Origin of the sequence: Sulfitobacter sp. 1A10359, from assembly GCF_043558145.1 — a bacterium.
GTDB classification, from domain to species: domain Bacteria; phylum Pseudomonadota; class Alphaproteobacteria; order Rhodobacterales; family Rhodobacteraceae; genus Sulfitobacter; species Sulfitobacter faviae.
The window spans coordinates 119,704-143,649 of sequence record NZ_JBIFGB010000004.1 but is presented as its reverse complement, the minus strand read 5'-3'; the positions used below and the strand labels follow the sequence as shown (position 1 = coordinate 143,649).

Sequence of the window (23,946 nt, the reverse complement as noted above, 5' to 3'; positions counted from 1 at the left end):
GCTTTGCGTGCCTTTCATGACCCTTGCCGCCAACCGGATCGTGGCGGGCGAAGGGGTGATGGCATGGGGCGTGGCCAGCCTGCCGGTGGTGCTGCCGGGGCTTGCGGCGATCGGGGCGGGGCTGCTGATGGGGCTGCCTGCGGGCCGCAATGGTCTGCGTATTGCCGGGGCGGCTTTGGGCTTGGGCGGGCTGTTGTGGCTGCTGACCCAAGGCGCCTCCGGCCTGCTGGCCGAAGCGGGTGATTATGCCCGTGTCTCGCCCTCGGTGGGCTTCTGGTGTCTGCTGGTCGTCTTCATGCTGCTCATGGCAGATGCGCTTGCCGCGATGGCACCGGGGCCGCTGATGCGCGGGGCCGTGCTGGCGGGCGTGCTTGCGGTGCTTGGCGCGATCCTGTGGTCGGGGGCGCTGTCGGAGCTTTCGGTGATGCAGGAATACGCCAGCCGGGCCGGTGCCTTTGGCCGGGAATTCCTGCGCCATCTTGGGCTGGCCTTCGGCTCTCTCGCCGCGGCGGCGGTGATTGGCTTCCCGCTTGGCGTGCTCTGTCACCGTCTTGTCGGGCTGCGCGGGGCGACCTTGCCGGTGCTGAGCTTTTTGCAAACCATTCCCTCGCTCGCCATGTTCGGGCTGATGATCCCGATCCTCGGTTGGGTGGGGGCCAATTTGCCCGGCGCGCGGGCGCTTGGCATCGCGGGCATCGGCTTTGCGCCCGCCTTTCTGGCGCTGGTGCTCTATTCGCTGCTGCCTGTGGTCGGCAATACCGTGGCGGGGCTGGCCTCGGCTCCGCCTGCGGCGCTTGAGGCCGCGCGGGGCATGGGGATGACGCCGCTGCAACGGCTGTTGCGGGTGGAACTGCCGCTGGGCCTGCCGATCATCCTCACCGGGCTGCGCATCGTCTTGGTACAGAACATCGGGCTGGCCGTCATCGCCGGGCTGATCGGCGGCGGGGGCTTCGGGACGTTCGTCTTTCAGGGGCTGAACCAAACCGCGACCGACTTGATCCTGCTGGGTGCCCTGCCGACCGTGGTGCTGGCCCTGACGGCGGCCATCGTGATGGACATATTGGTCGAACTGACCCGCAAGACCCCAAAGGACAGCGCATGATCGAGATCGACCGCATTACCAAGACCTATGGCGACATTCGTGCGGTGGATTCCGTATCCATGACGGTTGAGACGGGCACGATCACGGTGATCGTCGGCACCTCAGGCTCAGGCAAGACCACGCTTTTGCGGATGATCAACCGGTTGGAGGAACCGACCTCGGGCGAGGTGCGGATCAACGGCGACTCCACGCTGTCGGTCAAGCCGCATATCCTGCGGCGGCGCATCGGCTATGCCATTCAAGGCCACGGGCTGTTCCCGCATCATAAGGTGGGGCGCAACATCGGCGCGGTGCCGCAACTGCTTGGCTGGCCGCGCGAGAAGATCGCGGCGCGGGTGGATGAGCTGCTTGCGCTTTTCTCGATGGACCCCGCGCAATTCCGCGACCGTTATCCGGCGGAGCTTTCGGGCGGGCAGCAGCAGCGGGTTGGCGTGGCGCGGGCCTTGGCCTCAAGGCCCGATCTGTTGCTGATGGACGAACCCTTTGGCGCGCTGGACCCGATCATTCGCACCCGCGCGCAGGAAGACCTGCGGCACATCCAGCAGCGGCTGGGGTCGACCATCATGCTGGTGACCCACGACATGGAAGAGGCGATCCGGTTGGGCGACCGGGTGGCGGTCATGGACGGGGGGCATCTGGTGCAGCACGGCACGCCGGCCGAGATCATCGCCGCACCCGCGACGGATTTCGTGGCGGATATGGTCGGCGATGTGGAGCGGCCCCTGCGGCTTCTTTCACTGATCCCCGTCGCGGAATTGGTGGAAGAGGGCAGCGCCGAAGGCGAAGCGCTGCCCGACGATGCCAGTCTGCGCGACGCGCTGTCGGCCTGCCTTTGGTCCGGGCGCGAGGCGGTGCCAGTGGCGAAAGACGGCCTGCCGATGGGCCGCGTGACCCTCGATGCAATCCGCGCAAGGGCAGGGCAGCACGCATGAGGATCGGCTGGATCCTGCGGCCGCTTCTGGTGGCGGTGCTGGTGGCTTTGGTCCTGCGGCCTGAGTGGTTCACGCCGCTGCTTGCGCCCTTGGCCCCGGCGAATGGTCCGGTGATCTACACGCGCGCCTCGCTCTTGTCGCTGTCGCTGAGCCATCTGGCGCTGGTGGCCATGGCCTCGGCAGCCGCAACGGTGGTGGCGGTGACGCTGGCGGTCCTCGTGACCCGCCCGGCGGGCGCGGCCTTTCGCCCGCTGTCGCGCACCATCACCAATATGGGCCAGACCTTTCCCCCCGTGGCGGTGCTGGCGCTGGCCGTCCCGGCCTTGGGTTTCGGGGCGGGGCCGACGCTGGTGGCGCTGTTCCTCTATGGCCTGCTGCCGATCTTCGAGAATGCGGTCACCGGCCTCACCAACCTGCCGCCCGCCACGATGGAGGCCGCGCGCGGCATCGGGCTCAGCCGTTGGCAGCGGCTCTGGCGGGTGGAACTGCCGCTGGCCTTGCCGGTGACGCTAACGGGCATTCGGCTGTCGGTGGTCATCGCGCTTGGCACGGCGACCATCGGCTCGACCGTGGCAGCACGGACCTTGGGCGAGGTGATCATCGCGGGGCTTTTGACCAATAACACCGCCTTCGTGGTGCAGGGCGGGCTGGCGGTTGGCCTGTTTGCGGTGCTGATCTATGACGCCATGGTGCAGCTTGAAACGCGGCTGGCACGGCGCATGGGCGGCTGAGGATCAGCGCCCGTTCGCGGCGATGATCTGCTCGGCCAAATCCGCCAGATCGTCCGAGAGGTAGTGCGGCTGCGGCACCTCTTGCACCTCGATCAGGTTGTTGTTGGGCCGGGTGAGGAAGGCCCCCTGACAGCCCGCCGCCTGCGCGCCGATGGTGTCCCACAGATGGCAAGCCACCATGCAGAGATCATCGGTTTCCAGATCAAGCGCCTCGGCCACCATCTGATAAGTCGCGGGATGAGGTTTGAATTTTGCGACCACGTCGATGCTAAAGCTCCGCTCGAAGAAATCGGCGATCCCGGCTTTCTCCAACGGGGTCGGGGCCGGGGACGGGGGCGAATTGGTCAGCGTGACCAGTCGAAACCCCGCCTCTTGCAGCCTGCGCAGGGCAGGGGCGACATCCGGGTGGGCGGGCATGGAGCCGATGCGGGATTTCAACTCGGCCACGTCCTCATCCGTCACCGCGACGCCTTTGTTCGCGCCGACCATTCGCAAGACGCCACCCGCCAGTGCGCCAAAGGGCGCGTAGCGGCCCGAGAGGGTCATGGTCTGGGAATAGAGGATCAGCTCGGCGAACCATTCGCGCAGCACCGAGGCGTCGCCGAAGAGGCGCGCGAAGAGCGGCTCCAACGTGGTGATGTCGAGCAGGGTCTCGTTCACGTCGAAGACGATCACGGAGGCGGGCTTTTGATCGGGCATGGGGGTCCTTCCACTCATGACGTGCGCCATGCCCGCCACTGTGAAGAAACCCCCAGCCCTGTCAAAAGGTTTCAGACACCCAAACGGTCGCGGAGCCCGTACCACCATGACCCCACGACCGAATAGGGCACGCGGAACATCCGCCCGCCGGGGAAGGGGAACCATGGCACATTGGCGAAGACGTCAAAGCGGGTGAGGTCGCCGTCGATCGCCTCGGAAAGGATACGCCCGAAGGTATGCGATCCGGTCACGCCGTGGCCGCTGTAGCCATGGGCGAAATAGGTGTTGTCACCGATCCGGCCCATCTGCGGCACGCGGCTGAATGAGAGGGCGAAATTCCCGCTCCAGGCATAGTCGATCTTCACGTCTTTCAACTGGGGGAAGACCTTGTCCATATTGCGTTTAAGCTTGGCCTTGATGTCGCGCGGGTCCGCGCCGCCGTACACGGTGCCGCCGCCAAAGAGCATCCGTTTGTCACCTGACAGGCGGTAGTAGTCGAGGATATAGCGGATGTCTTCGACGCAGGCATCGGTGGGCAGCAGCGCATGGGCCTGCGTCTCGCTCAGCGGTTCGGTGGCCATCACTTGGGTCGAGACGGGCATCACACGCGGGGCCAGCGTCGGTACCACATGGCCGAGGTAGGCATTGCCGCAGAGCACCAGTGTCTTGCAGGTCATCGTCCCTTTGGCCGTGCGGACCACAGGGCGGGCAGCCTCGTGATCGACATGGGTGACGGGGGACATCTCATAGATCGTGCCGCCGTTCTTCTCAAAGGCAGCCGCTTCGCCGAGGGCGAGGTTCAGGGGGTGCATATGGCCGCCCGAATGGTCGATCAGCCCGCCCTCGTAGAGGTCGGAATTGACGTGGGCGCGCAGCTGGTCCTTGTCCAGCATCTCTTGATTGTCGATGCCGTAGCTTTGCCAGAGCTTCTGCCGCTCCTCCAGCTCGCGCATATGCGCCGTGGTGAGGCCGGTGAAGATGTTCTTGTCCTTGAGGTCGCATTGAATGTCATAGGTGCGGACCCGCTCGCGGATGATCTCGCCACCCTCTTGCACGAGGCCGGCGACAAAGGTCGCGGTGTCCTGCCCGTAGCGGCGCTTGATCGTTTGCAGGCTCGCGTTCAGCCCGTTGACGATCTGCCCGCCATTACGCCCCGAGGCCCCCCAGCCCACGCGCGCGCCTTCGATGATGGCGACCTTATAGCCCTTTTCGGCCAGATGCAGGCCGGTCGACAGCCCGCTGTAGCCCGCGCCGACGATGCAGACGTCGATCTCGTGATCGCCCTGCAATTTGGGGCGCGCGGGGGCGGGGTTGGCCGAGGCGGCGTAGTAGCTTGACGTATGGCTGCCGTCTCCGGCGTAGGGATGGCGCGACATCAGACGATCTCCAGATAGGTGTCATATTCGAAATGGGTCACTTGCCGCGCGAATTTGCGCAACTCCTGCGTCTTGCATTCGACCATCATGGTCTGCAACCGGGCAGAGAAGAGGCCGGGCACATCCGGCCCCTTGCGGAAGGCGTCGATGGCCGTGGCCCAGTCGAGCGGCAGGTTGTCGAGCTTCATTGTATAGGCGTCGCCGGTGATCGGGGCGACGGGCTGCATGTCTTGCTCGATCCCCAACAGCGCGCCGCCCAAGATGCTGGTCAGCACCAGATAGGGGTTGGCGTCGGCCCCGGCGACGCGATGCTCGATACGGCGGGCCCTATGATCGCCGCCCGGGATGCGGATTGCCGCGGTGCGGTTCTCATAGCCCCAAGCGACATTGGTCGGCGCATGGGCGCCCGGCAGCAGGCGGCGGTAGGAGTTTTCATGCGGCGCGAAGGTCAGCGTATTTTGCTGCATCGTGGCCAGCAGACCGGCGACGGCGTTGAGCATCAGGGGTGTGCCTTCCTCCCCGCCGTTGTCGAAGACATTGACGCCGTTTTCATCCACCAAGGAGAAGTGAACGTGAAAGCCGCTGCCCGCCAGATCCCCATAGGGTTTGGCCATGAAGGTGGCGGCAAAGCCGTGTTTGCGGGCGATGCCGCGGACCAGACGTTTGAACAGCACCGCGTCATCGGCGGCGCGCAGCGGGTCGTCCACATGGCGCATGTTGATCTCGAACTGCCCGGCCCCATTTTCCGAGATGGCCGCATCCGCCGGGATGCCCTGCAACTCGCAGGCGTCGTAGACCTCGTTCAGGAACTCATCGAAATGCTGTAACTCGTCCAGCGACAGCGCGCCGTCGGAATCCAGCCGCTTGCCGGTGACCGGAGAGCAGGGCGCCTGCGGGTGATCCTCGGTCGGGTCGAAAAGGTAGAACTCCAGTTCCGTGGCGACCACGGGGGTCAGGCCGCGTGCCTTGAACTTGGCCGCCACTTCGGCCAGCGCGCGGCGGGGATCGCCGGGGAAGGGCTTGCCGTTTTCCTGACGCATCCAGAGCATGGCGAGCGCCGTGGGGCGCGTGGTCCATGTGATCGGCATCAGGGGGCGCCCGGTGAAATCGCAAAGCCCGTCGGAATCCCCGGTCTCGAACACCAACTCGCTGTTCTCCCCCGTTTGCCGCGCATGGTGCCGTTGAGGTCACAAACGCAGGCAAAGATCGATTCGATCTCGGGATGTTGCGCCAGCCACGCTTCGGCTTTGCTCTCGGACATGGGGTTCCTTTCGATATCGAACCTGAAAATGTGATACCATTTGTTGGAATGTCATATCACTATCCGCTTGTCTGTCAATTGCCCCCGCGCGTATGGTCGGCGGCGAAAGATTAAAGGCGGCCAGATGATCGACACCGATAACGATGCGCTCAACATTCCCGAAATCCCCGAAATTCCGGGCGGGACGACGCAGGAATATGTTTACGAGCGGCTGCGCAATGCGATCATGCTGGGCGCGATCACGCCGGGCACCTCGCTGACCATGCGCGGCATTGCGGAGCGGCTCGGCCTCAGCCCGACCCCGGTGCGCGAGGCGGTGCGGCGGCTGAGTTCGGAACATGCCATCCAGATCAAGGACAACCGCCGCTTGACCGTGCCGCTGATGACCCCCGAGCGGTTTGAGGAACTGGTCGCCCTGCGCATCGCGGTTGAGACCCACGCCGCCCTGCGCGCCTTGCCCTATATCTCGGACATCGTGATCGACCGGCTGACCGAGATCGACGGCAGCATGGACCGTTTTGTGGCCGAGCGGAACGCGGATCAACTGACGCTGCTGAACCAAGCCTTCCACCGGATGCTTTACTCCGTGAACCCCGCGCAGGCGTCCTTGCCGATGATCGAAAGCATCTGGCTGCAACTCGGCCCGTTTCAGCGCCAAGTCATCACCGAGGTCGCGGAATACTATCAGATCGACCGCCACAAAGAGGTGCTGGCCGCCCTCACTGCCCGCGATGGCGCGGCGCTGAGCGCGGCGATTGCCAATGACATCGTCGACGGCGTGCTCGACACGGGCCGCAAGCTGCTGGCGGCAGAGGCGGGCAGAGAGATCGGGCTGCCGTAGGTTAGAAGCGGGGCTGTTTCGTCGCAGTCGCAGGGGCCTTTCGTCTATGACTTTATGGGCCAATTGGGCTAGAACTGCGCCGAACGAAGGGCCGGGGGGGCGATATGCAGGGACATGGGATTGGGGGCCGGGGGCTACAGACGCTCTGCGCGGTTGCGGTGGTCTTGCTGTCGGCCTGCGCACCGCGCCCGGGCGGGGAGACTTTGACGGTGGTGCCCGAGGCCGAAGCTGCGCAGAGTTTGGCGATCACCGTGGCCTCGACCCGCGGGCGCGATCCGCAGACCGGCTCCTATACCGACGCCCGCGCGCGGGCACTGAATTACGAGCGGTTCACCATCGCCATCCCGCCAGACCATGAGGCCAGCAAGATCGAATGGCCCAATGAGAAGCCCGACCCGCGCCGCAGCTTTGCGGTGACGGCGCGCGATCCGCTGCCGGGGCTCGATATCCGCCGCTCGGGCCGGGCGCGGCAGGATGTCATGGTCTTCGTACATGGCTACAACCAGACCTTCCCGGAATCCCTCTTTCGTTTGGCGCAGGTGACGGCGGATGGGCATTTGCCCGAACAGCCGATCCTCTTCGCTTGGCCCTCTGCCGGGACGGTGGTGGGCTATGTCGCGGATAAGGACGCGGCGGCCTATTCGCGCGATGAACTCGCCGCCATGCTCGGCACCCTCGCCGCCGATCCCGACGTGGGCGAGATCACGCTTTTCGGCCACAGCATGGGCGGTTGGCTGGTGGTGGAGGCGCTGCGGCAGTTGCGCCTGTCGGGGCAGGATGCGGTGATCGCGCGGCTGAGCGATGTGGTCCTCGCAGCGCCCGACATCGACGTGGATGTCTTTCGCAAACAGGTCGAGGTCATCGGGCCGCTCGATCCGCCCATGGCCATCCTTGTGGCGCCGGACGACCGGGCGCTGCGCATTTCGGCGGGGCTTGCCGGGGCGCGTCCTCGGATCGGGCGCACAAGTGCCAGCTCCCCGGCGGTGCAGGCGCTGGCCAAACGCTATGGCGTTTTGCTGGTCGATATCTCGGCCATCGGCGCGGTGGACGGCACGCATCACAACCGCTTTGCCTCTCTCGTGCAGTTGATGCCGGAACGGCGCGATGGGTTGGCGCAGGCCCGGGCGCAGGTGGGGGCCTTCATCCTCGACCCCGTCTCGGCGACGCTGGTCGCGCTGTCGCGCTAGGGCGGGCGGCTTGCACTTGGCCTGCGCCGCGCAGTATGGGGGCGCAAGCCACCATTGACCGATTTCCCCAGCCGCAGCGGAGCCACCCACATGACCATCACCCATCTCGTCACCCATTCGGGCGGCTTTCACGCGGATGAGCTTTTATCTTCCGTCATCCTGACGCGGCTCTACCCGGAGGCGACGTTGGTACGCAGCCGCGATGCCGCGTGGATCACCCCCGGCGCGGGGCGGATCATCTATGACGTGGGCCGCGATTATGACGCCGAAGCGCTGATCTTTGACCATCACCAGCGCCCCGGACCGCTGCGCGAGGATGGCCAGCCCTTCAGCTCTTTCGGGCTGATCTGGCAGCACTATGGCCGAGACTATCTGCTCAGCTTCGACGTGCGCGAGGCGGATGTGGAGGATATCCACCACAGTTTCGATCAGGGCTTTGTGCTGCCGGTCGACCTGATCGACAATGGCGCGCTTGAACCCTCGGTCGCGGGGCCGCTGGCGGGCATGACCCTGCCGGTGCTCTTGGAGACGCTAAAGCCCGTTTTCGACGAACGTGATGAGGATGCCGACGACCGCGCCTTCATGACCGCCCTACCTGTCGCGCGGGCCTTTGTCGAAGCCGCGATCAAGGGCAAGGCCGCCAAACGCCGGGCCGAGGCGATGGTGATGCAGGCGATTGAGGCGGCAGGCAGCGGGCGCGTCTTGGAACTGCCCACGGGCATGCCCTTCCGGTCGGCGGTGGAAAAGGCCGGGGCCGATCACCTGCTCTTCGTCGTGCATCCGCGCGGAGAGGATTGGGCCCTGACCACGATCCGCAAAAGCGGCGATAGTTTCGAGGCCCGCGCCGATCTGCCCGAGGCTTGGGCCGGGCTAACGGATGCCGAATTGGAGGCCGCAAGCGGCGTGCCGGGGGCGAAATTCTGTCACAACGCGCGGTTCATCGCCGTGGCGGCAAATCGCGACGCGGCGCTGCGCATGGCCGAGCTGGCGGTCGCGGAGGCGGGGTAAGGCCGAGGCCCGAAAGGGCCCCGGCAGCACTCACATATAGGCGTGGGAGGTCAGGAAGAACATCGTTTCGCTGACCTGAACCTCATGGGCGAATGTCCATGTCGGCGCGTGGCGTTGGTAGCGGTCGGAGGCCATGAGCGCGCGAAAAGCGGCTTCGGTCCCCGGCCCCCATGCGCCGTCGATGGCCCCCTTGTAATAGCCCTCGTGTTTCAGGCTGTCCTGCACCATCCGGCGCGCACCAAGGTCGCGGCTTTGGAACAGGGCGCGCACCTCGGCAAGGGTCACCTCCGCCGATTGCGCGCAGAGCGGGCTGACGCTCAAAGACGCGGCACCGATCGCGGCGGCGGTGAAAAATCCTCTTCGCTTCATCGTAAATCCTCTCAAACTATACCGAAGCCGGAATACAAACGCGTTGGCCTCGGCGCCCCCCCTCCCCAGGGCGGCATTTTCAATGGGGCTTTGATGGAATCGAATTGCGGTTTTTTCTTGTCCGGTATTCGCTATTTAGGGGAATTTGCGAAAATAGTTCCCGTAATTGGATATGGCCGTGTAATTATCGTTGATCGTCCAGCCAGATCGACAGAAACCCTTCAGCTTGGGCGGCGGTCTCGGCTTCTTGCAGGGCATGCCTGCGGGCCTCGGCGCGGCGGTTGCGGATCAGGTCGATGCGCTTGGCCTCGGCGAAAAGCCCGTTCAGCCTGTCGTGGATGCCCGCGCTGTCGGCGCGCAGCCGCTCGGCCTCGGCCTCTTTGCGGTGGATGGTTTCCGAGACGTTGCGAATAAAGGCCGAGACCACCCGCGTCGATTCCACCGCATCGGGATCGCCGCGGTCGTTGAGCTGCTCCATCAGGCTGTGGCGTTCGTTTTCGATCTGGGTCAGCGCGCGGTTCACCTCGGCCATCTCCAGCGCGACATTCTCCATCTCAAAGCGTTTCAGCCGCGAGAGCACGGCCAGCCCGTCGCCGCGCTTTGGCTTCACTGCTCTGCGCCCTGTAACAGAACGATGAGCCGCTCACGCATCCGTTCCAGCACCTCGGCGTCGAGCAGCGGTAGCCCCTCCATTGGGGGGACATGGCCGATGACACCGTGGCGGCGCATGGAATTGGGCAGCCGGGCCTCTGCTTCGGCGGTCTTGTCGACCTCTTCCGCGTCTTTTTCCTTGGCCGGTCCTGCCGCCAGCCCCGGCCCGGCAAGGAGCGCGATCAGCGCGATCAGGGGCAGGGGGCGCATCATACCGCAGGCAGTTCGCGCTGCGAGGCCTCCACGGCGGAGAAGTTCGGCTGTTTCGTCGTGGGGATGTTGCCGCGGCCCAATTCAATGCAGATGCTGGGCGGATGGCCCGCCACGATGGCCACGATGACATCACGGATCACCGTATACATCGCGCCGTCTTCTTCCTCGATCTGCTCCAACCGGCCTGCGATGGGCTGGACCATACAATAGGCAAGGAAAACCCCAAGGAAAGTGCCGACCAATGCGCCGCCGATCATCGCGCCAAGGATCTCTGGCGGCTTGTCGATCGACGACATGGTTTTGATCACCCCCAGAACCGCCGCGACGATGCCGATGGCGGGCAGGCCGTCCGCCATGCTCTGGATCGCGCGGGCCGAAACGAGCGCCTCGTGGTGGTGCTTTTTGATCTTGCGGTTCAACACGTCTTCCATCTGGAAGCGGTCGTCGAACTGCATCGACATCATGCGAAAGCTATCGGCGATGAGGTCGGTCAGGAAATGGTCCTTCATCAGCTTGGGGTAGCGTTGAAAGATCGGGCTCGCTTCGGGGTTTTCGATATGCTCGTCCATCGCGACGATGCCCTTGGTCTTATAAAGACGTGCTAGTTCGAACATCAGCGCCAGCAGATCGTTGTAATCCGCCGCCTTCCAGCGCGGCCCCTTGATCACCCGCATCACCCCGGCCAGCGAAGACTTCACCACCGAAAAGGAGTTGGCGATCACGAAGGCCCCCAGAGAGGCGCCGCCGATCATCATGCCCTCGTAGGGGAGGGCGTGCAGGACGATGTCCATATTGCCCCCCGACAGCATGAAGCCGCCAAAGACCAGACCGAAGACCATTACAAGACCAAGCAAGAGTGTCATTGCTGCACACGCCTCCAAAAAGAAACTATTCTTACTTTATCCTTGAGCGAATAGGTCTATACAAGTATTATCTGGGAAAGAACTTGGGTTTCTATGATGAATAGTGGTTTTTCGGTCAAAGAAGAGTTGAAGGGTGATGTCGACGCTCTGCAAGAGCCCGATGCCTTCGCCTATTTCGTCGATCCCTCCGAGCTTTCGGTGCTCGTGCCGGGCTGGCCCGAAGAGATGCGGCTGCTGCTGTGCATGGATGCCGCCGGTCTTTGCGAGTTCGTGGTCTTTCACAATGACGAAGAACATGCAGTTTTCGACCGGGTGGCGGATATCCTCGACCGTCCCGTGGGCAGCTTTGCCGTCAGTCCAGAGATTGAGGGGCATCCCTGCCGTAGGCTGCTGTTCTCTGAGGAAAACGCGCTGTTGAAGGCCATTCAGGACAGCAAAACGCTTGAGGAAACCGCGGCGGATTATCTGATCAACTACAATTTCGCCCGCGAAGAGGGGTTGGATTTCGACGAGTTGATGCGCCAGCGGCCCGAATTGGACCAGTTTCAGCGCGTCAGCACCAACAAGATCTTCCCTATCGGCAACCGCAAGCGGCGCAAGCTGCGCTCGGGGCCGCCCGAAGGCTATATGCCCTCTGCCGAGGTTCAGCCGGGGGAGTGTTTCTATGTCCGTCTTGAGATGTGGCTCGCCGGGGGGCGGATGCGAATCGCCTCCAACCCGGAACAGCCGCTGCCCATGGTGCCGACCTTGGTGCGTGACATCGCTTTTCGGGATGATTTCGCATCGGTTTATATCCCCCGTGACACGCTGGCGGCAGAGTGGCGGCCCAAGGATGACATGGTGATCGATATTCCGGCTGAGCTTTTCCCCGCAGGCTTTAGCGACAGCTGCGCGCGGCGCGAAGTGAAGGTGGCCGTCATGCCGCGCGGCATCTTTGTCGAGTTCGGCGCGCCGATCGAGGTGCCCCCGGCGCCCGAGCCTGAGTTGCTCGACCCCGCCGCATTGGCGCCGCAGCCGCCCGCGCCCCGCAAGAGCCTGTGGAAGTCCCTGCATGTGCCGCTGATCGCGGTGGCAGGGCTGGGGGTGACCGGTCTGTTCAGCACGATCATCGCCCAGACCACCGGAAATGACGTGCCTCCCGATCCGGCCCCGAAAAGCGCGATCTTCAAGACCGTCGCGCAGATGGAGCCGTGATGCATTCCGCACGATATGGCGAAAAAGTGCTTGCCAATGCTTGCGCGGGTTCCAAATACAATTCGAATCGTGATAAGAATAAACGGCGAAGAATTATTTATCTTTGCTGCGTCCCTTGCGAAGCGCTCTTTGAATGCTTCGCGAACCTTGCAGAAGGCAAGATTAACTTAACAAGGAAGTTGCTTCATGCCTAATGTACCCCCCAAGCAGAATCTGAGCGATACCGCGATTGCGACCATCGTTTCGGGGTTCGCCAGCCGCAGCGACGTGACCATCGACGATATCCTGACCTTGGTCGAGCGTCTGCGCGCGACCCCCGCTGAGGCTCCGGCCACCGCATTGGCCAATATCCCCGCCGCCGCCGTGGCTCCCGTCGCGCCCAAGGCGCAGGGCATGACCGCCGCACCGGGCGAGCAGCCGATGACCGAAGACACGATTTTTTGCCTGTGCTGCGGCAAGGGGTTCAAAATGCTGAAACGTCACCTCGGGGCCGAACATGGGCTGACGGAAGCGGAATACCGCGTGATGTTCAACCTGCCTGCCGACACGCCGCTGGTCGCGCCGAGCTATTCCAAGCGCAAGGCCGAATACGCCAAACGCGCAGGTCTGGGCAAGTACAGCCGCGACAAGTCGGACAACAACGCAGAGCTTTCCTGATCTGGCCCCCGTGCCCGGTCTTGCGTAATCGGGAGGCCGCGTGATGGCTGACAAGAAGAACGCGATGATCATCATCAAGCGCTACGACGCGGAGGGCGGCCACGCCCACCACGGCGGCGGTTGGAAGGTGGCCTATGCGGACTTCATGACCGCGATGATGGCGTTTTTCCTGCTGCTGTGGATCCTCGCCGCCTCGGATGAGGAAAAGCTGCGCGGGCTGGCCAATTACTTTACCCCCACAGTGTCGGACGGCGGTTCTTCCTCGGATGCGGCGGCGGACCTGCGCCCGCTGATGGCCGCAGGGGTGATGACCGGCGCGGTCGACAACACCGGCAATGTGCAAAAGCCGACCTTTGGCCGTGACAATCCGATGATGGTCTTCGACAGCCGCCTGCGCGACAAACCGGCGGAAGTGGTCGTGGAATACGCCGAAGCGCCCGAGCCTGTGGCGCCCGCCGATCCCGCCACGCTGGCCGCGATCGAGGAATCCGAGCGCCGCCAATTCGAGATCGACCGCATGGCCGAGGACATCGCCGAGCGGATCACCTCTGACACCGCTTTGAACGATCTGGCGCGCAATGTCCGGCTTGAGAAATCGAACGGGGCGCTGACGGTTCAGGTCTTGGACCAAGATGAACGGTCGCTCTTTGCGCGGGGCAGCGCCGAGGTAACCCCGAAGACCCGCGAGCTGCTGCTGGCCATCGGCGATGTGATCGCCGAACAGAACCAGCCGGTCGAGATTGTGGGCCATACCGATGCCGCCGCTTTTGGCGCGAACAATGGCTACACGAATTGGGAGCTTTCGGCAGACCGCGCCAATGCCACGCGCCGCACGCTGATGGCCGCGGGCATTGCCGGGGCGCGCTTTATGCGGGTGTCGGGTGTGGCCGACACGCAACCGATCAACACGGTCGATCCCTTGGCCCCGGAAAACCGTCGCATCTCAATTCGCTTGGTCTATCAAGCCGAGTAGACCTTGTTTTCAAGGCTCTATCGGCCCGGTTGTGCGAGATTTCCGGCCTTGGCAAAAGTGCGACATCCCTGCCGCTGATTCCCAAAAAAATGGCACGGTCTTGTAAAATTGTTGACGGTCAAGGTCTTGCGATCTAGACCTTATGTAATAATCGAGCACCGGGCACCTAAAAAACCTTTAAAAATCGCCCGGATAAACCATGGACAGAACGTCCTGAACGAGGCGGAAATGCAGGTAAACTCACTTATAGGTGGCATCTGGAAGGGTGCCTGCCACATGGATTCATCGGCCGATGGCCGTCATTTCAACATGCTGATCCGGGCGCTGATTCCGGTTCAAGCTTCGGTCTTCGAGATGCAGGATTGGGCCGGTCATCCGGTGGCAATGCCAGATTGCATCGAACCGATCCCGGGCATTTGCCTTGGCGATATCCTTGCCGAAGAACTCGACGCCGATGTGCCTTATGGTTCTCTCGTAGTTATTCGCAAAAGCGACAATTTCACCAATATTTCCCAAGCCGCCGGTGCGCTGGTGGGCGAAGTGCTGATCGGGATCATCGGGCGCGGCCTGTTCCCGATGATGGACGAAGACAGCGTTCTGCACGCTTTGGGGCAGGCCTACCATCACGCCGCCGAGGCGGATGAGCTGCTCAAGCTGGGGCTTGAGCCTGCGGCTTTCCGCATGGGGCTGAGCGCGGTTTTGGGGCAGTACTGGGGCCGTCCGGTCGACAGTCATTCGGTCTTTGCAGCCCCTGCCGAGGGCGCGCAGATTTCGCTTCGTGCGCTGACCGGGACAGAGACGCCCGTGACCCTTAACCACTGGACCCTGCGGCTCAAAGCCCTCGTTGAGGCCCGCAGCGCACGCCGCGCTTTTGAAGATCAGCGCGGGAACGTGCGGATCTCCTGATCCTACAAGAGCCTTCGGAATCCCGCCGTGGATCCCAAGTTGGAGGACGTCAGATGATCACTCAACTTCAGGCAGCACCTGCGGTGCCGAATGCCGCAGGTCTCGGGCAGCCCTCGGAGAAGGGGGCTGCCGAAGGCTTTGCCGCCCTGATGCAGGGGTTGGCCGGGCAGGGGGGCGGGTCGGAGGCGCAGGGCCAAGACCTGCAAGCCGCCGCGCCAGAGGTGGAAGCCGCCCCCGATCCGCTGCCCGACGACATCGACCTTGAGACGGCGGAGGGGTTGATTGCCCTGATGGATCACACCCTCGCCGGGTTGGAGGAGACCAGCCAGCAAATCACCCCGAAAGCCGCCCTTGCCGCATTTGCCGAAGCCTTGGGCGAAGCGCCGCCCGAAAACCTCGGTGCGCTGGAGGCGGTGGCGCAGTTGGATGACCCCAGCCTTGAGGCCGCTTGGGAAGAGAGGATCGCCGGTGCCCTGCGCCTGCCCACCCCTGCGAGCCAATTAAGCATCGCCTCGGCGGCGCTGCCGGTTGTGGGACGTATGGCCATGGGGCAGGCCCAGCAGGGGGCCCGCGTGATGGCCTCCGAAGGGGGCGCGCCGGTGTTGCAGGCCGAAGGCCCTGCCGAACAGAGCGGGTTTCAAACGGTCATGTCTAGTGAGGCACCAGCCCCGAGAGCCGCCACCGTGGGGGCGACAGAACCACCCCTCGCCGCGAAGGCCGAGGCCAGCGCAACCACCGCCGCGAAGGTGGACTTGAGCATTGAAGCCGCGGACCCGCGCCTCACCGCTGCCGCCGAGCGTTTCAGCGCCGCTGTCGATGCCGCCAAGGTAGCCCAGCCCGGCACAAATGCACCTGCCGCGGAGGCCGTCCTGCGTGAGGTCGCCGCTTTGACCGCGCCGCAGGCACCGCAAAGCGAGGGGTTACGCCTCAGCCCGCCGCAGCCCACACCGGCCCCCGCGCCGAACCCGGCCGCCGCGCCGGAAGAGCAGCTTCGCCAGCACGTCAGCCAACAGATCCGCAGCCTTGATACGGCGGACAACAAGCTGCGTTTCTCGCTCTCCCCCTACGGTATGGGCGAGATCGAGATCGAGGTTGTGCGCAGTGAGGCGGGGCGCATGCAAATCGCCATGACCACCGAAAGCGCCTCGGTCCTGAACATGCTGCGGCAAGACCGTGAGCAACTGCTGGACGCGCTGCAATCGCGCGGCATCAGCGCCGAGAATGCGGACCTCGATTTCCAGACTTTCGGCGACCGGGGCCGCAATGGCGGGCAGCAACAGGGCCCTGCGTTCACCCAGACCACAGCACAGGCCGATGATGCGCAGGGCGGTGACGCCGCGCCCACGGCCCAGACCCCCAGCCCGCGCCTTGGTGCCGGGCAGCTAGATATCCTCACCTGAAAGGCGAGACCATGATCGACGCGACCACAGCCAGCACCCTGAGCACCGCCAACACTTCGGCGGCGGCGACCTCATCCGCTGAGCTTCAGGAAAGCTACAACAGCTTTCTCACCCTGCTGACGGCGCAGATTTCGAATCAAGACCCGCTGAACCCGGTGGATTCGACGCAGTTTGTCTCGCAATTGGCGCAGTTGACCCAAGTGGAGCAGAGCATCGCCACCAACGCGAGCCTTGAGCAAATCTCGACCATGCTTTCCACCGTGGGTGCAATGTCGGACCTGCAATTGATCGGGCGCGACGTGCTGGTGCCCTCGACCCAAGTGCGCATGACCGAAGATGAATTCCCGCTGAGCTACCAGCTCAACGCCGGGGCGGAGGAGGTAACCGTTCGGATCTTCTCCGAAGACGGCACCCTGATCCGCGAGATGCCCGGCCCCTCCACCGCCGAAGGGGAGGTGATCGACGTGGAGTGGAACCGCCTCGATTCCGTGGGCCTGCCGGTGCCGCCCGATACCTTCCGGGTTGAGATCACGGCGACGGATGCCGAGGGCAACGATGTAGGCGTCACCCCGCTGACCCGGTCCGAGGTGACGCGGGTGAACTTCACCGCCTACGGGCCGGAGTTGGAACTGGATAACGGAGAATCCGTGCTGTCGAACGTGGTGCGTTCGGTTCTCTAAGCCAGCGCAGTGGCGCGTGTCAGAGCCGCGCCACATCTTGTTTGTAGAGCGATACGAACATCACATCATCGACGCCCTTATGCTCTTTGCTGATCAGATCCCGCAGCAGCCGCGACAGGGCTTCGCTGTCGATCGCCACGCCGCGCAGCACGGTGCTTTCGGCGGCTAGGTTCATCGCCTGCAAGAGCGAATCGCGCATCCGCGTCGCGTCTTCCACGCGGCGGTAGCGTTCGGCCAATTCCAGTGACCCCATCTTGAGCGCGAAATCCGCGACCACATAAGAGACGCTGTTGGTCTTCTCCACAGGGATCGTCATCTGCCCAAGGCGCACCACCGTGCGGTCCTTGGCCAGTTCATAACTGTCCATCGGCGCGTGATCATCGCCCTTGGCGGATTTCTCACCTTTATCGCCATGGGCGTCTTTCTCGGGCGCATGGGCGGCGTCCTTTGCCGTCTCCTTTGCGTCATAGGCGGTCTTGTCATCACTCTTTGTCCCCGCCGCTTCGGCTGGGGCAGGGGCGAGGGCCAGACCGGCGCCATAGCCTGCACCCATGCAAAGCAAGGGGAGTGCTACGAATGCGATTGCTGCCTTTTTCATGTTCGACCTTTCCTGAGCTTTCGTCAGGTTTAACGGTCGATTGCGACGGCAATGGTCTCACTTTGTGACCAAGTCAGGGATTAATAGGGCAGGATCACATCCATCGCGTCTTCGCCGTAGCTGCGCTCTTGCGCGCGCGACAGCGTGCCTCTGCCGCCATAGGCGATGCGGGCCTCGGCGATCTTGTCGTAAGAAATGGTGTTGTCATCGCGGATGTCGGCAGGGCGCACGATCCCGGCCATGCGCAGCTCGCGCAGCTCCTGATTAACCAGTATTTCTTGACGTCCGGCGACGACGAGCGTGCCGTTTGGCAGTTTGTCGATCACCAATGCCGCGACTTTGAGTTCGATCTGTTCGTTGCGGGAAATAGCGCCAGAGCCGCTGGCCTCAGAGGCCGATCCGACCTCGACGATATCGCCGCTCGGCAGGTCTGCCGCGCTGATTCCGGGCAGAATTGCGGCAATTTTCGCGCCATAGCCAAAGAATGTCGGGAAACCGATGGAGCTTGCACCCTCACGTTCCCGGTCGGTCGAGTTGCGCAGTTGCGCGCGGTCGTCGATGGAGATCACGACGGTGACGATATCACCAATATCATCGGCGCGCTGGTCGGCAAACAGCGCTTCGCTGCGGGCCGAGAACAGCGAGGCTTTCGCACTGCCGCGCCGGGGCGGCTCCATCGCGACGGCGGGCATCGGCACCTGCACGCGGGCGACCTCGGGGATTGCTTGGCCATCCACCACAATCGGGGAGGGCTGCGGATCGCGGTCGAAATGATCGGCGGTATCGCAGGCGGACAGGGCAAGGGCGGCGCCGAGCATCAAGGCGGAGGGGCGCGCGAAAGCGGTGGTCATCGAATGATCTCCACGGTCCCTTCGCCGGTGGCGATGCCGGTGACCGTTTTGTTGCTGACAAGGTTCACGATACGGATTTCCTGCCCCTCATGCGCGTCATCAAGCGCGCGCCCGGGGGAGGAGAGGGCCAGAAGCCCGTCGCTGAAATAGATCTCCACCCGCTCGCCCCGGTTGATGACCAGCGGCTGAATGATGGACTGCGTCTGAATGGGCCGCCCCGGCGTCAGCACGCGGCGCACCTGTTTGCCGACGACCTCTTCCATATCCGTCATCACATAGGCGCCGATCCGGCCCACGGGCAGGCGCATAACGGTCAGGTCGTCTTCCATGATGATGTCATCGGGCAGCAGGCGGGTGATGGGCACAGGGACCGGCATGGTGACAAGGGCGTAGCCCGCGATGCGCTGCACCTCGCCCGTCTCAAGCACCGCATTGGCCAGAAACTTGCCGCTGCGCGGGTCCATCCAGAACTCGGCCAGCGTCAGTACCTCTTCGGCGGGGGCGTCCTTGACCGTGATCTCGAAGGCGCCCTCTTGCGGCAGGCTGTCGGCGTAGTCCACCCGCGCGCGTTCCTCGACCAACACGCCGATGGGCGCCGAAAGGGCAGGGCCCGTCAGCGCCATCAGGCCAAGGAAGAGGGCGGCGAGCCGTCGCATTAGCGGATTTGGTTCGCAGCCGAGAGCATCTGGTCTGCGGTCTCGATTGATTTGGAGTTCATCTCATAGGCGCGCTGCGCCGAGATCAGATCGGTGATCTGCTGGATGGCATTCACGTTGGACGCCTCAAGATAGCCCTGACGGATCATCCCCGCGCCCGGGTCGCCCGGGTTCACCACCTGCGCCTCGCCCGAGGCTTCGGTCGCCAGCAGGAAGTTGTTGCCCACCGGACGCATCCCCGGCTCGTTCACGAAGGTGGTCAGGTTGAACTGGCCAAGCTCCACCGGCACGGGATCATTCTCAACATAGGCCATGACGACGCCCTGTTCGTTGATCTCGACCGCTGTGGTGTTTTCCGGCACGACCATGCCCGGCTCGACGCGGTAGCCCTGCATGGTGACGATCTCACCCTCGGGGGAGAGTTGGAACGACCCGTCGCGGGTATAGGCGGTGCCGCCATCGGGCAGCGTGACCGAGAAATAGCCGCGCCCGTCAATGGCGACGTTAAGCTGGTTTTCCGTGGCCACCATGCCGCCTTGGGTGTTCAGCCGCACGGTGCCGGCTGTCTGCACGCCCATGCCAATGTCGATGCCCACGGGGCGGGTCGATCCGGCCTCCGAGGTGACGGCGCCTTCGCGCTGCATGGATTGATAGATCAGGTCTTGAAAGGCGGCGCGGCTGGCCTTGAACCCGGTGGTGTTCGCGTTGGCGATGTTGTTCGAGATCACATCGACATTGGTCTGCTGCGCCATCATGCCGGTCGCGGCGATGCTGAGTGCCTTCATTGTCTCGTTCCTTCCGTTCTACGGATGCCGGGTCAGACCGCCTGCGCGATCCGTTTGAGCGAGTCGCGGCGCAGGTCGTCCGCATTGCCCATCATGGTGTTGGTGCGCTCATAGGCGCGCTGCACGTCGATCAGCCGCGTCATCTCACGCACCGGGTTCACGTTGCTAAGCTCCAGCGTGCCTTGGCGCACCTGCACGGCTTCGGCCACGCCCGGTTTGGCGGCCCCGTCGGGGGCGACGAGCATGCCGCCGCCAAGGCGCTTGTAGCTTTGGATTTCAGGGATGTTGAAAACGCCGATCCGCCCCAGCGGTCCGGTCTCACTGCCCGAAATGGTGCCATCCTCGGAAATGTTGATATCGCCCATGCCCGCAGGGGGCAGTTGGATCGGCGCACCGCCCGCGTCGAGCACTTTTGCCCCCGATAGCAGGGTCAGATTGCCCTCAGGGTCGATCGCAAAGCTGCCATCACGGCCAAAGGCCTGCTGCCCGTCAGCGGTTTGATAGCTGAACCATCCCTCGCCATGCAGCGCCACGTCCAGCGGGTTGCCGGTCTGCGACAGCGCGCCGGGGCGGGTGTCGATGTAGGAGCCGGTATCGCTGACAAAAGCCGCCTGATCGTCGCCAAGCGCAGTGTTGTCCTGCAACAGCGCCTCGAACACCACATGTTCGCCCTTGTAGCCCGCGGTGCTGGCGTTGGCGATATTGTTGGCGGTGATGTCCAGTTGGCGCTGGAGGGAAGTCGCCAGCGACATGCTGATATGGCTGGTTTCCGTCATAACGGGCCTCAGTTTGGGCAAGGATGGCGTGACATTATGAAGATCAGTGTGAAATAAAGAATGGATCTTTACAAGAATAAAGTGCATCTATTCATATAATGAAGCATCTGCACAACATTGTTCTTGGCCTGTCTTTGCTCCTGGCCCCGGCCGCGACGGCGGAGGAGGGTGCTGTCTTTGCGCCTCTATCCTTGGCCGAGCAGGGGGAGCAGGACTTTCTCGCCACGCGCGAAGCATTGATGACGCAGCTGGCAGAGGTCTCTGCGCCGGAGGATCCTGCGCGGACCGAGGTGTTGCTGGGGCTGGCGGAATTGCACCTTGCTTGGATGATGCGCCCCGAGGCGGCTGGCTTTCTGGAAGCGCTCGACGCCGAAACCCTCACCGGCGACGCGGCGCGGCGGCACCGGACCCTGAGCCTCGCGCTCGCTCTGCTCGGCGGGGGCGCGGGTGGCGATCTGGGGCAGGCGGTGTCATGGTCCGTCGGCTGGGGGCAGGGGCAGGCCCTGCGCGCAGCGGCCTTTGCCCGGCTTGGCGCGGTGGAGGAGGCGGCCCGCTTGATGCCGCGCACCTTGGAAAGCCTCGCCGACCTGTCGCCAGCCATTCAAGCCGCCGTCCTGCCCGACCTGCTCGAAGCGGCGCTGGAGGCCGAGGATTGGGAGGTGGCGCAGGCATTGGCCGCGCAATTCCCCGACCATGCCGAGCTGCGCGATGGCCCCGCCTATCGCTACCTTCTGGCTCGCGCCTCCGAAGTTTCGGGCGATCTTTTGATGGCTTTCGAAGGCTATGTCCAAGCCGCACAGGGCCGCGATGCCTATGCGCAACGGGCGCGACTGGCCTTGGTCCGGATGGGGCGCGAGACCGAGACCCTGCCGGGGCAGGACGCGCTGTCTTTGCTGAAAACCGCGCGCTGGATGTGGAGCGGGGATGCCCTCGGGCGCGAAGGCGCGCAGCTTTTGGCGGAGGCCGCCGCAGAGCAGGGCGACACCGATACCGCCTTGTGGGCGCTGCATAATTTGCTGCGCACCGCCCCTGAAGAAGAGACCGACGCGCTACGCGCACAGGCGCGGGCGATCTACGGTGCCTTCTATGCCGCGGGGGCGGCGGGGGAGATCGACCTCGGGCCATTCCTTGAAGGGCACACCCGTATCAGCGCCCGCTGGCGTTTCGATCCGGGTTTTGTCGGCCATGCTATGGCCGTGCCGCAACGCCTGCTGGATACCGGGATGACCGCCCTTGCCGCGCGGGAGTATCGCGCCCTGCGCGAAATGGCCCAGACCTTGGAGCGGGGCGGGGCGACTGCCCCCGATGCCAGTCTTATGGCCCGCTTGCGGCGCGGCGAAGCGCGCGCGCTTTTGGCAGGTGGGCAGGCGGATGCGGCAGTGGACCTGCTCAGCGGCTATGCCGACGATCAGGGCGCCGAGGCCGAAGCGCTTTTGGTCGAAGCCTTGGCGCAGGCGGGCCGTTCGGATGAGCTCGCCGCCCTGCGCCTGCGCGCCCAAGACATGGACCTGCGCCGCAGCCGCGCGGTGGCCCTCTACGAGACCGGCAAGTGGGGCGCTGCGCGGCACGCCTATCTTGAGATGTGGGAGGCGCACCCCCAGCAATTTGCCTTTGCCGATGCCACGCGCCTGACCCTCGCCGCCTATCAGGCGGGCGACAGTGCCACGGTCGCAAGGGCCGCCACGGCCTTTCCCGCGCTGGCCGACCTGCCCGGCTGGGCCGAGATCGCCACGGGGCTGGGCACGCGCCCTGCCGAAGAAGGGCCGCTGGGGTCAGACGTGATGCGGCTGAGCATGGAGAGCGCGGACCGTATCCTAGATGCCGTGACCAAGGTCACGGACGTCAAGGAAAGTCAGTGACATAAATATCAAATACAAATTTTATTCTTGCTTTAGTCATGAAGAATCGGCTTTCTCATGTATAAGTCAAGAATAACAAGAACGAGCAGGATCAAGTCATGAGCATTACAAGCGCCCTTCAGATCGGGGTCAGCGGGTTGCAGGCCAACTCCTCCCGCGTCCAGAATATCTCTAGCAATATCGCCAACGCCAATACCGTGGGCTACCGGCGGACCTTCTCGGAATTCGTAACACAGAACACCGGGTCGACGCAGGCGGGGGTGCTGACGGATGTGCGCGCCGATATCTCGGCCAATGGCAATATCATGGGCACGGGGCGCTCGACCGATCTTGCGGTGCAGGGTGACGGCTTCTTCGTCGTCTCGCGCAACCCCAACGATCCTGTCGAATCAAACTACTACCTGACCCGCGCCGGTTCCTTCACCCCGGATCAGGACGGCAACCTGCGCAACTCGGCGGGCTATTTCCTCTCGGGCTTTCCGACGGATGCCAGCGGCGCCACAGGCAGCGTCAGCAGCACCAGCTACAATGACCTCAGCACCGTCAATGTGGCGAGCTATCAGGTCCAAGGCACGCCCAGCACCCGCGTTGGCGTTTCGGGCAATGTCCCCGCGCAGGAAACCGGCGCTGGCACCACCGGCACGGCCTTTGAATCCACCCTGCGCTATGTGAACCAATTGGGCGGCAGCGATGCGCTGAACCTGTCTTGGACACCGGGGGCCACGGCCAATGAATGGACTGTCAACATCAGCGATGAGGCAGGCAACAGCTACGGCGATGCGACGGTGAATTTCACCGACAGCGGCGTCAATGCAGGTAGCCCGGCGAGCTACACGCCCGGCACCCTGCCGATTGATCCCGCGACCGGCGTGGTGACCCTGCAAATCAACAACGGCGGCACCCCCCAACCGCTTGAGATCGACTTCGGCGCGCCCGGCACCTTTGAGGGGATGACCCAATTCTCGGGCGATTACACACCCCCGGCCTTTTCGGATGACGGCACCGAGACCGGCAGCCTTGAACGGGCCGAGATGAGCGACAGCGGCATCCTTTACGGCGTCTTCGACAACGGCCAGCGCCGCGCGCTGTTCCAAGTGCCGCTTGCCAATGTCGCCAACCCTGACCAGATGCGCTCGGTCGACGGCAACGCCTATGTGGCGACCCGGGATTCCGGCGCGGTGAGCATCGGCAACCCGATGTTGAACGGTCTCGGCAGCATCAACAGCGGGGCGCTCGAAGGCTCCAACGTGGATATCGCGGAAGAGTTGACCGACCTGATCCAGACACAGCGGGCCTATTCCTCCAGCGCCAAGATCATCACCACCAGCGATGAGATGCTGAGTGAAACGCTAAGCATCAAACGCTAACCCGGTGCATG

The 23,946-nt window shown here is 63.9% G+C and carries 25 protein-coding genes and 1 pseudogene; 14 read left to right on the top strand and 12 right to left on the bottom strand.

Translation table 11 applies throughout. From position 1 onward, the window contains the following. Window positions 1-16: 16 nt before the first annotated feature. The 3 genes from ACGYK2_RS11975 to ACGYK2_RS11965 are packed head-to-tail and all read left to right on the top strand — an operon-like array spanning window position 17 to window position 2,765. Window positions 17-1,102 (top strand): ABC transporter permease, encoded by a 1,086-nt coding sequence (locus ACGYK2_RS11975; RefSeq protein WP_271689257.1) that lies wholly within the window; start codon window positions 17-19, stop codon window positions 1,100-1,102. Then, window positions 1,099-2,034 (top strand): ABC transporter ATP-binding protein, encoded by a 936-nt coding sequence (locus ACGYK2_RS11970; protein ID WP_271689258.1) that lies wholly within the window; start codon window positions 1,099-1,101, stop codon window positions 2,032-2,034. Before ACGYK2_RS11975 ends, ACGYK2_RS11970 begins: the two co-directional genes overlap by 4 nt. Further along, window positions 2,031-2,765, top strand: a complete 735-nt coding sequence (locus ACGYK2_RS11965) for an ABC transporter permease (protein WP_271689259.1) — start codon at window positions 2,031-2,033, stop codon at window positions 2,763-2,765. The genes ACGYK2_RS11970 and ACGYK2_RS11965 overlap by 4 nt, the downstream gene beginning before the upstream one ends. A 3-nt stretch (window positions 2,766-2,768) precedes the next feature. Here the strand turns inward: ACGYK2_RS11965 and ACGYK2_RS11960 are convergent, their stop codons facing one another. The 3 genes and pseudogenes from ACGYK2_RS11960 to ACGYK2_RS11950 form a co-directional block, all read right to left on the bottom strand. Continuing rightward, window positions 2,769-3,464 carry a haloacid dehalogenase type II gene (locus ACGYK2_RS11960; protein WP_271689260.1) on the bottom strand — a complete coding sequence of 232 codons (696 nt, stop codon included), beginning with the start codon at window positions 3,462-3,464 and terminating at the stop codon, window positions 2,769-2,771. A gap of 71 nt (window positions 3,465-3,535) precedes the next feature. Further along, window positions 3,536-4,840 (bottom strand): FAD-binding oxidoreductase, encoded by a 1,305-nt coding sequence (locus tag ACGYK2_RS11955; protein ID WP_271689261.1) that lies wholly within the window; start codon window positions 4,838-4,840, stop codon window positions 3,536-3,538. Beyond that, window positions 4,840-6,101, bottom strand: a pseudogene (locus ACGYK2_RS11950) (glutamine synthetase family protein). Before ACGYK2_RS11950 ends, ACGYK2_RS11955 begins: the two are co-directional and overlap by 1 nt. A gap of 124 nt (window positions 6,102-6,225) precedes the next feature. Between ACGYK2_RS11950 and ACGYK2_RS11945 the strand changes: the two are divergent. From ACGYK2_RS11945 to ACGYK2_RS11935, 3 genes are all read left to right on the top strand, one after another. Beyond that, entirely contained in the window at window positions 6,226-6,942 is a 717-nt protein-coding gene (locus ACGYK2_RS11945; RefSeq protein ID WP_271689262.1) for a GntR family transcriptional regulator, read from the top strand. Between the two features lie 104 nt (window positions 6,943-7,046). Continuing rightward, window positions 7,047-8,129, top strand: a complete 1,083-nt coding sequence (locus tag ACGYK2_RS11940; RefSeq protein ID WP_271689263.1) for an alpha/beta hydrolase — start codon at window positions 7,047-7,049, stop codon at window positions 8,127-8,129. Between the two features lie 90 nt (window positions 8,130-8,219). Beyond that, window positions 8,220-9,137 carry an MYG1 family protein gene (locus ACGYK2_RS11935; RefSeq protein ID WP_271689264.1) on the top strand — a complete coding sequence of 306 codons (918 nt, stop codon included), beginning with the start codon at window positions 8,220-8,222 and terminating at the stop codon, window positions 9,135-9,137. 30 nt (window positions 9,138-9,167) lie between these two features. On the opposite strand, the gene ACGYK2_RS11930 is transcribed toward ACGYK2_RS11935, so the two are convergent. The 4 genes from ACGYK2_RS11930 to motA all read right to left on the bottom strand — a co-directional run bounded on the left by ACGYK2_RS11930 (window position 9,168) and on the right by motA (window position 11,233). Then, window positions 9,168-9,506, bottom strand: coding sequence for a peptidoglycan-binding protein (locus ACGYK2_RS11930; protein ID WP_271689265.1), 339 nt, complete (start codon window positions 9,504-9,506; stop codon window positions 9,168-9,170). Between the two features lie 184 nt (window positions 9,507-9,690). Further along, a complete protein-coding gene (locus ACGYK2_RS11925; protein WP_271689266.1) occupies window positions 9,691-10,116 on the bottom strand; it encodes a hypothetical protein in 426 nt (141 codons plus the stop codon). Next, window positions 10,113-10,370, bottom strand: coding sequence for a hypothetical protein (locus ACGYK2_RS11920; RefSeq protein ID WP_271689267.1), 258 nt, complete (start codon window positions 10,368-10,370; stop codon window positions 10,113-10,115). The genes ACGYK2_RS11925 and ACGYK2_RS11920 overlap by 4 nt, the downstream gene beginning before the upstream one ends. Then, entirely contained in the window at window positions 10,367-11,233 is an 867-nt protein-coding gene (gene motA / locus ACGYK2_RS11915; RefSeq protein ID WP_067262415.1) for a flagellar motor stator protein MotA, read from the bottom strand. Before motA ends, ACGYK2_RS11920 begins: the two co-directional genes overlap by 4 nt. Window positions 11,234-11,326: 93 nt before the next feature. Here motA and ACGYK2_RS11910 point away from each other — a divergent pair, with 93 nt between their 5' ends. The 6 genes from ACGYK2_RS11910 (at window position 11,327) to ACGYK2_RS11885 (ending at window position 17,043) form a co-directional block, all read left to right on the top strand. Then, window positions 11,327-12,427, top strand: a complete 1,101-nt coding sequence (locus ACGYK2_RS11910) for a hypothetical protein (protein ID WP_271689268.1) — start codon at window positions 11,327-11,329, stop codon at window positions 12,425-12,427. A gap of 186 nt (window positions 12,428-12,613) precedes the next feature. After that, window positions 12,614-13,084, top strand: coding sequence for a MucR family transcriptional regulator (locus tag ACGYK2_RS11905; RefSeq protein WP_067262409.1), 471 nt, complete (start codon window positions 12,614-12,616; stop codon window positions 13,082-13,084). 43 nt (window positions 13,085-13,127) lie between these two features. Beyond that, window positions 13,128-14,057, top strand: coding sequence for a flagellar motor protein MotB (locus ACGYK2_RS11900; RefSeq protein ID WP_271689269.1), 930 nt, complete (start codon window positions 13,128-13,130; stop codon window positions 14,055-14,057). Window positions 14,058-14,333: 276 nt separating this feature from the next. After that, window positions 14,334-14,963 carry a hypothetical protein gene (locus ACGYK2_RS11895; protein ID WP_271689270.1) on the top strand — a complete coding sequence of 210 codons (630 nt, stop codon included), beginning with the start codon at window positions 14,334-14,336 and terminating at the stop codon, window positions 14,961-14,963. Between the two features lie 53 nt (window positions 14,964-15,016). Next, window positions 15,017-16,363: a flagellar hook-length control protein FliK gene (locus tag ACGYK2_RS11890; protein ID WP_271689271.1), complete on the top strand. Its 1,347-nt coding sequence runs from the start codon at window positions 15,017-15,019 to the stop codon at window positions 16,361-16,363. An 11-nt stretch (window positions 16,364-16,374) separates the two neighbouring features. Beyond that, window positions 16,375-17,043 carry a flagellar hook assembly protein FlgD gene (locus ACGYK2_RS11885; RefSeq protein ID WP_067262400.1) on the top strand — a complete coding sequence of 223 codons (669 nt, stop codon included), beginning with the start codon at window positions 16,375-16,377 and terminating at the stop codon, window positions 17,041-17,043. Window positions 17,044-17,062: 19 nt separating this feature from the next. Here ACGYK2_RS11885 and ACGYK2_RS11880 read toward each other — a convergent pair whose 3' ends face one another. From ACGYK2_RS11880 to flgF, 5 genes are all read right to left on the bottom strand, one after another. Then, window positions 17,063-17,641, bottom strand: coding sequence for a hypothetical protein (locus ACGYK2_RS11880; protein WP_271689272.1), 579 nt, complete (start codon window positions 17,639-17,641; stop codon window positions 17,063-17,065). Window positions 17,642-17,721: 80 nt separating this feature from the next. Next, entirely contained in the window at window positions 17,722-18,492 is a 771-nt protein-coding gene (locus ACGYK2_RS11875; RefSeq protein WP_271689273.1) for a flagellar basal body L-ring protein FlgH, read from the bottom strand. Beyond that, window positions 18,489-19,148, bottom strand: coding sequence for a flagellar basal body P-ring formation chaperone FlgA (gene flgA / locus ACGYK2_RS11870; RefSeq protein ID WP_271689274.1), 660 nt, complete (start codon window positions 19,146-19,148; stop codon window positions 18,489-18,491). Before flgA ends, ACGYK2_RS11875 begins: the two co-directional genes overlap by 4 nt. After that, window positions 19,148-19,933: a flagellar basal-body rod protein FlgG gene (flgG, locus tag ACGYK2_RS11865; protein WP_271689275.1), complete on the bottom strand. Its 786-nt coding sequence runs from the start codon at window positions 19,931-19,933 to the stop codon at window positions 19,148-19,150. The genes flgA and flgG overlap by 1 nt, the downstream gene beginning before the upstream one ends. Before the next feature lie 32 nt (window positions 19,934-19,965). Then, window positions 19,966-20,709, bottom strand: coding sequence for a flagellar basal-body rod protein FlgF (gene flgF / locus ACGYK2_RS11860; RefSeq protein ID WP_271689276.1), 744 nt, complete (start codon window positions 20,707-20,709; stop codon window positions 19,966-19,968). A gap of 134 nt (window positions 20,710-20,843) precedes the next feature. On the opposite strand from flgF, the gene ACGYK2_RS11855 reads away from it, so the two are divergent. Both ACGYK2_RS11855 and ACGYK2_RS11850 read left to right on the top strand, forming a co-directional pair. Continuing rightward, window positions 20,844-22,568: a hypothetical protein gene (locus ACGYK2_RS11855; RefSeq protein ID WP_394374299.1), complete on the top strand. Its 1,725-nt coding sequence runs from the start codon at window positions 20,844-20,846 to the stop codon at window positions 22,566-22,568. Between the two features lie 98 nt (window positions 22,569-22,666). Continuing rightward, the gene (locus ACGYK2_RS11850) at window positions 22,667-23,935 is read left to right on the top strand and encodes a flagellar hook protein FlgE (RefSeq protein ID WP_271689278.1); all 1,269 of its coding nucleotides are present in this window, start codon (window positions 22,667-22,669) and stop codon (window positions 23,933-23,935) included. The last annotated feature ends 11 nt before the right edge of the window (window positions 23,936-23,946 follow it).